Origin of the sequence: Thermoactinomyces sp. CICC 10522 (assembly GCF_016055075.1) — a bacterium.
In the GTDB taxonomy this organism is placed as follows: Bacteria; Bacillota; Bacilli; order Thermoactinomycetales; family Thermoactinomycetaceae; genus Thermoactinomyces_A; species Thermoactinomyces_A daqus.
The window spans coordinates 169,328-175,327 of the sequence record NZ_JAECVY010000006.1 but is presented as its reverse complement, the minus strand read 5'-3'; the positions used below and the strand labels follow the sequence as shown (position 1 = coordinate 175,327).

8 protein-coding genes are annotated in these 6,000 nt (G+C 47.8%); 5 read left to right on the top strand and 3 right to left on the bottom strand.

What is annotated here, in order from left to right:
• Positions 1-117 precede the first annotated feature (117 nt).
• Positions 118-354 carry a pentapeptide repeat-containing protein gene (locus I8U18_RS10845; protein ID WP_370589212.1) on the top strand — a complete coding sequence of 79 codons (237 nt, stop codon included), beginning with the start codon at positions 118-120 and terminating at the stop codon, positions 352-354.
• A 142-nt stretch (positions 355-496) separates the two neighbouring features.
• Here the strand turns inward: I8U18_RS10845 and I8U18_RS10840 are convergent, their stop codons facing one another.
• A complete protein-coding gene (locus tag I8U18_RS10840; RefSeq protein ID WP_033100021.1) occupies positions 497-1,480 on the bottom strand; it encodes a poly-gamma-glutamate hydrolase family protein in 984 nt (327 codons plus the stop codon).
• Between I8U18_RS10840 and I8U18_RS10835 the strand changes: the two genes are divergently transcribed.
• The gene (locus I8U18_RS10835) at positions 1,467-1,904 is read left to right on the top strand and encodes a hypothetical protein (RefSeq protein WP_198064756.1); all 438 of its coding nucleotides are present in this window, start codon (positions 1,467-1,469) and stop codon (positions 1,902-1,904) included. The two genes, I8U18_RS10840 and I8U18_RS10835, sit on opposite strands and share 14 nt — an antisense overlap.
• A gap of 12 nt (positions 1,905-1,916) precedes the next feature.
• Here the strand turns inward: I8U18_RS10835 and I8U18_RS10830 are convergent, their stop codons facing one another.
• A complete protein-coding gene (locus tag I8U18_RS10830) occupies positions 1,917-2,057 on the bottom strand; it encodes a sporulation protein YjcZ (protein ID WP_152568486.1) in 141 nt (46 codons plus the stop codon).
• 317 nt (positions 2,058-2,374) lie between these two features.
• Here I8U18_RS10830 and I8U18_RS10825 point away from each other — a divergent pair, with 317 nt between their 5' ends.
• Positions 2,375-2,941, top strand: a complete 567-nt coding sequence (locus I8U18_RS10825) for a methyltransferase family protein (RefSeq protein ID WP_198055824.1) — start codon at positions 2,375-2,377, stop codon at positions 2,939-2,941.
• Between the two features lie 9 nt (positions 2,942-2,950).
• Here the strand turns inward: I8U18_RS10825 and I8U18_RS10820 are convergent, their stop codons facing one another.
• Positions 2,951-3,457: a hypothetical protein gene (locus I8U18_RS10820; RefSeq protein ID WP_198055825.1), complete on the bottom strand. Its 507-nt coding sequence runs from the start codon at positions 3,455-3,457 to the stop codon at positions 2,951-2,953.
• A 167-nt stretch (positions 3,458-3,624) separates the two neighbouring features.
• Here I8U18_RS10820 and I8U18_RS10815 point away from each other — a divergent pair, with 167 nt between their 5' ends.
• Together I8U18_RS10815 and exaC are read left to right on the top strand one after the other, a co-directional pair.
• Positions 3,625-4,239 carry a PH domain-containing protein gene (locus I8U18_RS10815; RefSeq protein ID WP_198055826.1) on the top strand — a complete coding sequence of 205 codons (615 nt, stop codon included), beginning with the start codon at positions 3,625-3,627 and terminating at the stop codon, positions 4,237-4,239.
• 222 nt (positions 4,240-4,461) lie between these two features.
• Positions 4,462-5,994: an acetaldehyde dehydrogenase ExaC gene (exaC, locus tag I8U18_RS10810; protein ID WP_052154015.1), complete on the top strand. Its 1,533-nt coding sequence runs from the start codon at positions 4,462-4,464 to the stop codon at positions 5,992-5,994.
• The last annotated feature ends 6 nt before the right edge of the window (positions 5,995-6,000 follow it).

The following is a 6,000-nucleotide window of genomic DNA, read 5'->3' as shown; positions in this document are numbered from 1 at the left end:
AAGAAATTTGGCGGTATTATTCGAAGGGGATTTATTCGACGGGGAGTGGGTCAATTCTTTTTCGGCGATCCTGGGTCAATTATAGACCGGCGGTAACATGATTTCTATAAAGCGGATGTGTCTTATGTAGATTTTACAAATGCCGATGCTCAAAATGCAAGGTTTGCTAAATGTGAGTGTATTGAAACCGTGTTCGCCAAAACGGATTTGACGAATGCCAGCCTTTTTGATCATGCGGATTTCCGTGAAAAAGTATTAATATTGGTACTCCCGAAAATCCGATACTTCGAAGATGAAAAAGCAAGAGAGTGGTTAATCAGCTACAGTCTCACAGCAGGGGAAAAGAACGGATAACGGAGGGAGTCTCAGGCCGGCGAGCCTAGGGACTGAGGAGCAAACAGATGAAGCGGGCGAGGTTTGCCGTTTGATTGATAGCATGAAGATCTCCTTACAGAAAAACACGCATGGATGAGAAAGTCCCATGCATGTTTTGGTTTTAATAGACAAGGCCTCCGTAGATCCAGGAGGGGTGTCCAGAAACGTTCACGATTTTTATTTTATAGTAGCCGGTTGGGAGGCCGGTGGAATAGCTGAACCGTTTGTGGCCAACAGCTTCGGCCGAGTGGGATAACACGAGTTTTCCGTTTTGGTCATAAAAATCAAAGCGAATTTTTTCTTTTTGGCTCGGATCAATGGGGCTTTGGACGCCTTTCAGGTAATCGTCACCGGTCAGATAAAACGGATTGCCACCGTTGAGCCAAATGGAGTTGGAAAAGTTGTCGCTCCCAAATTCATAGGTTCTGCCATCCGGATGGGAAGAGGAGGCAGAGATGGCTGCACGGACGGCATCAGCAAATTTTTGCATCTTGGCAGAATCGTTCAGGAGCTCATCGCGCTGGGCTGTGGTGAGTTCCATCTGCGCTCCTTGGAGAATCCGATTCTTATTGGCGATGTTTTCCGGGTGGTTCCCGTTGAGATTGTCAGGGGCATTCTCGACACGGAAACCGGCGGCAGTCAACCGCTCTGAGAGATTGCTCATTAAATTTTGGTTGAGTCCTCCCATGTAAACGATTTTTTCCGTGCCCTTGGCTCCATGGAGAGAAACGATGCGGTTTTTTTGTGCCGTCATTTGCAGGGCGGTTGGTTCATCGTAGTGGGAAGCGGTTAAATGTAAATCGTTCCGGTCATCGTTATTGGTGTCTTTATAAATGTTGGCCTTAAATATGTAGTAACTGTAATCGTCCTGCGCGATTGCTTTTGCCAGTTGATCGGTTCCCTTCTCGATCCTTCCGCCATGAATGGCCAGAATCAGCACATCGTTTGGTTTCGACTGGGTTTCAATCGTATAATCCGTGCCCTGTTTATAGTGCGATGACAGTTCCGCATAATTGGCATAGATATCGGTTGCAGCCAGGGCTTGCGGGACTGATGGCCAGAAGACGGCCAATGAAGAAAGAAGAGGCAAAATGAATTTTTTCATCCGAATCTCCTTTCATTTATTTATGAATGATAAAAGTATAATATATTTTTTAATTCTGATAAATACATGTTGTTCAGTTGATGAAAAACGTTCAAAATTCATGCTGGCAGCGTTTTCGCCGCAAGTCGGCATGTTTGTGTTGAAATTCATGGCCGGCAGGAATGTCATCAAACAGACGAAAGGATGTTGGATGGCCGGAAATATCCTGGCCCCAACATCCCTTGAGGAAATGTCTGACCGATGGTTGAGAACTCGGCAGGAGGTTGTTTTTGAGTCACAAGTCCCGACTGATGCGGGAAATGTTTTTGAAGGAGGAAAAATGGGTCGCGACTTTGCAAATTGTGACAAAGATCGGCTTAATTCGGATTTGGCGTGGCTATTGCATGATACGGGAGGGAATCCGATGCGAAGTTCATTTGTGTAGCTGTTTTTCTAATTAACATCCAAATCCTCCGCAGATAAAGACAAAGATCGTGGCGATGACGAGCAGGAAGATCAGCAGGCTTCTCCAGCCAAATCCGTAACCGTAGCACGACCCGTAACAGGAACTGTAACACGAACCGCATGAAGCACCCATTCGTTTCACCCCCTAACGGTAATTTCGGTATATCATATTTGACCATGACAAAAAACGACTGTGCATTCTCCTATTTTTTGTAAAAAATGTCCTGGCAGGGGAAGAGGGAGGCTGTTCACAAGCTTAAAAGCAATTGGAGAAGTCCGGCGAGGAGGGGAAATGAAGGGGATCAGTGTGTGGGATGGAAAGACGGCGCCGGCGTTGCAAGTGTGGTTAAATGGTTTTGAAAACCTTGGGGCAATTTTCTGCCGGTTTGTCGTATGATTGAATTAAGCCAGCGGCGGTTGAGGATATCCATTGGATTTGGGGAGAAGAATATGAATTTTGTTCATTTGAACCTGATCTGTTGGGGAATCTTTATCCTGGCCTGGATCGGTGGAGCGATTTACAATCATTATCATGCTCCGGCCGTGCAGCAAAGGCGCCTCCGGTTTGACTGGATGATCCTTCTGCTTTTCTGGGGTGTGATCCAGTACATTGCTGTCCGGTATCCGGGAGCTTTGGCTTTTCACCTTCTCTGGTTGCAGGTTGTCGGCGCGGTTCTGCTGGCTGGGTCGACGTTGTTCACTTTATGGGCCAGATGGAAACTGGGGAAAATGTGGGCATCGGTCGCAGTGGTTAAAGAGGCTCACCGATTATGCACGGAAGGGCCGTACCGAATCACGAGGCATCCGATTTATACCGGAATTATCGGGATGGTGCTTGGCTCTGCGCTCTCGACCGGGGCTGGTGTCTTATTCCTGGGCTTTCTCGGGATTCTGATCCTTTTCCTGATCCGTATTCGTATTGAAGAGAGGTTGATGGTTCAAACGTTTGGTGAACAGTATCTGGAATACAAAAAACGTGTTCCCCGACTTATTCCCGGTTTAAAATGGAGAAAATGACCGCATCCGTTATCGAAGCAGTTCTTTAAAGCCGGAGATGACGGTTTCGATGGCTTCGATGATCGTATGAATGTCTTCGGAAGCGCGCGTTTTTTTCAGCCGGTCGCCGCAACTGACAAAACAGTCGGATAAATGGCTGATGGCAGTTGCCACCTCTTCTGCCATCGGGTCGGAGTCATCGAGGAAACCATTCTCCCATAACTGATCGAGCATGGCATCCAACTCCAGTACTTCCTCATATGCTTCGTCCACATAAGTCCGGTCCAGCAGCGCGTTGATCACTTCCCTTGTCACTTCATCCAATTCAAAACTGTTGATCTCCAGATCCATTTCCCCGAGCATGTGGCTCAATTGTTGCGCCGTTTTTAACACCTGCCCAGTCTCCGATTGATTTTCCCTCATGATTTGCAATGATTGTTCAAGTTTTTCAATCACCCATTGGACCCTGTCCGGCAAATCGGTCAGCTGTGCCCAATACCGTTTGTCCAAATGCACGGGTGGCAACGGATCGTTCACGGTGAATGCCTCCTCTCTCCTGCTTGGTTCCGCTTTTTGCCATGATCCTCAACTTACAAGACGGAGTCAGAACGGATCAGCATGGCAGGTGATACTGACAAATTGTGTTATAATGATTTTGGAATAGAATGACAATGTTTTGATTTCAAATGGGAAAGGTTGATCCGATGTTTGGAAAAGTTGCCGCCGATGTGTTGGGAATCAGTGATGTCGGAAGTGTGATCAAGCCGGAAAATTACGATAAGGTGGACACAGACGATTATGTGCTTCATGAAGATGGCGAGAAAATTTTCTTTCTCATCAAGTCAAAATCGGATGAGTACTGTTTTACGAACAAAGCCCTGATTCATTTGGATGGTACCAGTGCCACGAGCAAAAAGCGGATGCTTCATCGCTATGATTACCATGCTCACAAAATCGCCAATGTGATGCTGGAAACAGCCGGTTCGATTGATCTGGATGTTGAGATCAAGTTTACCATGGGTTCCAAACAATATACAATCGATGTGCACAAAAAGCATCTTGAGGAACTTAAGGATTTATACAAAGCGCTGGTGAAGATTGCGGAACTCTCGCGTGAAAACGAGATTCTTCTGGCATTTGCCAAACAGAGTCTGGAATTGGCCTCCACCACCTTAAGTTCGTTCAAGAATGATGATAACAATTTGGTCGAACAGTTTAAAGGGCTGAACCAGGCGGCATTTAACTGGCTCGTCGAGACCCGTGAGAAATACCATGTGAAAGACTTTGGCTTTGTGTTTGAACGCTATATCAACAACTGACACAGGCAGGCCCGCCGCATTTTGGCGGGTGGTTTTTATATCTTTTGCTCTCTTTGGCCCCTGTTTGTATGTGGGACAAATCCATATTTTAAAATGAATGAATTTTTTAAATAAATTTCCTTATTGGGCAGGAATTTTTGAATCTATTGCTAAATAATAATTATATTGTTGTTCAGCAGTTCATGGTTGGTTTGCAAAAAAAGCTGAGGGAGGAAGCCGCTGATGAGTGTGAAGTTATCCGGTTTTAAAGCGCCAAATACCGAAGGAAGCCTGCTTCATTACAAGCCGCGATACGAGAACTTTATCGGGGGAGAGTGGGTTCCGCCGCTCGGCGGGGAGTATTTTGACAATCCGTCTCCGATCAATGGCAAGGTGTTCACCAAAGTGCCGCGCTCTCAAAAGGAAGACATCGATCTGGCATTGGAAAAAGCGCACCAGGCAAAAGAAAAATGGGGAAACACTTCCGTCGCGGAACGAAGCAATATCCTTTTGAAAATTGCTGATCGTCTCGAAGAAAACCTGGAAAAGTTAGCGCTTTCAGAAACGTGGGATAACGGAAAACCGATCCGTGAAACACTGAATGCGGACCTTCCACTGGCAATTGATCATTTTCGCTATTTTGCCGGCGTGATTCGCGGGGAAGAGGGCGGCGTTTCCGAAATCGATGCCAATACGCTCTCCCTTCATATCAAAGAACCGGTCGGCGTTGTGGGCCAGATCATCCCTTGGAATTTTCCGCTGCTCATGGCGGCATGGAAACTGGCTCCCGCTCTGGCTGCCGGCAATTGCGTGGTGTTAAAGCCGGCCGAACAGACTCCGGCTACCGTCCTTCTGTTTGTGGAACTGATCGCTGATCTGCTGCCGCCCGGCGTGCTTAATGTGGTCAACGGATTTGGTCCCGAAGCCGGCCAGCCGCTCGCCACCTCGCCGAAAGTGGGGAAAGTGGCCTTTACGGGTGAGACGACCACCGGACGCCTGATTATGCAGTACGCTTCGGAAAATATTGTTCCGGTCACGCTGGAACTCGGGGGGAAATCGCCCAACATCTTCACGGAAAGCGTGCTGGCACAAGATGATGACTTCCTCGATAAAGCCCTGGAAGGATTTACGATGTTCGCCTTGAACCAGGGGGAAGTCTGCACCTGTCCGTCCCGGGCCCTGATTCAGGAGTCGATTTACGAAGAATTTATCGAACGGGCTATGGAACGCGTGAAGAAAATTAAAATGGGGGACCCGCTCGACCCCGAAACGATGATGGGAGCACAAGCTTCCAACGACCAGTATGAAAAGATCCTGAACTATATCCAGCTCGGCCGCGAAGAGGGAGCCAAATGCCTGACGGGTGGAAAGCCGTACAAGAACGACAAGTACCCCGACGGCTATTACATTGAGCCAACCGTGTTTGTCGGCCACAACAAAATGCGGATTTTCCAGGAGGAAATCTTTGGCCCCGTCGTTTCGGTGACGACGTTTAAGGATGAAAAGCAATTGCTCGAAATCGCCAATGACACGCTCTACGGCTTGGGTGCCGGTGTCTGGACACGGGATGCGCATCAGGCTTATCAGATTGCCAGACGGATTCAGGCCGGGCGCGTCTGGGTGAACTGCTACCATCTCTACCCGGCACACGCGGCCTTTGGCGGATACAAACAATCGGGAATCGGACGGGAAACGCATAAAATGATGCTGGAACATTATCGCCAAACGAAAAATCTCCTGATTTCCTATGATAAAAAGCCGATGGGCTTCTTTTAAGGACAG

Coding starts and splice junctions, on each gene's coding strand:
- I8U18_RS10835 (WP_198064756.1), top strand. CDS start 1,467: ATGAATTTTTTCATCCGAATCTCCTTTCATTTATTTATGAATGATAAA.
- I8U18_RS10840 (WP_033100021.1), bottom strand. CDS start 1,480: ATGAAAAAATTCATTTTGCCTCTTCTTTCTTCATTGGCCGTCTTCTGG.
- I8U18_RS10830 (WP_152568486.1), bottom strand. CDS start 2,057: ATGGGTGCTTCATGCGGTTCGTGTTACAGTTCCTGTTACGGGTCGTGC.
- I8U18_RS10825 (WP_198055824.1), top strand. CDS start 2,375: ATGAATTTTGTTCATTTGAACCTGATCTGTTGGGGAATCTTTATCCTG.
- I8U18_RS10815 (WP_198055826.1), top strand. CDS start 3,625: ATGTTTGGAAAAGTTGCCGCCGATGTGTTGGGAATCAGTGATGTCGGA.
- exaC (WP_052154015.1), top strand. CDS start 4,462: ATGAGTGTGAAGTTATCCGGTTTTAAAGCGCCAAATACCGAAGGAAGC.